Source organism: Herbaspirillum sp. VT-16-41 (assembly GCF_001994935.1).
Lineage (GTDB): Bacteria > Pseudomonadota > Gammaproteobacteria > Burkholderiales > Burkholderiaceae_D > Herbaspirillum > Herbaspirillum frisingense.
The window spans coordinates 1-253 of record NZ_MUXB01000262.1; the positions used below are offsets into that span (position 1 = coordinate 1).

Below are 253 nucleotides of genomic sequence, written 5' to 3' on the forward strand. Positions count from 1 at the left end.
TATGTTCTGCTCTCTGTGTGTTGTTTTCTTTCTTTTTTTCTTTATGATTCTGCGTCCGCCTTGATCTATTCTCTTTCCCTACACTTCGCTCGTCCGATCTGATTCTATTGTAGTTTTGTCGGCAAGTTTATTGGTTGCGAAATTTAGTTTCGCGATTGGCCCGGGGATTGAGGAAATTATTAAGGCCGGACCAGCTTTATTACTACAGGAACTTGGCAACTTTGGCACGATATTTCTAGCTCTGGATGCTCTG

1 protein-coding gene is annotated in these 253 nt (G+C 42.3%); it reads left to right on the forward strand.

Annotated elements, in window-relative coordinates:
- Window positions 1-106: 106 nt before the first annotated feature.
- Window positions 107-253: DUF3100 domain-containing protein (locus BTM36_RS27045; protein ID WP_256385262.1), on the forward strand; the 147-nt coding region annotated here is incomplete at its 3' end.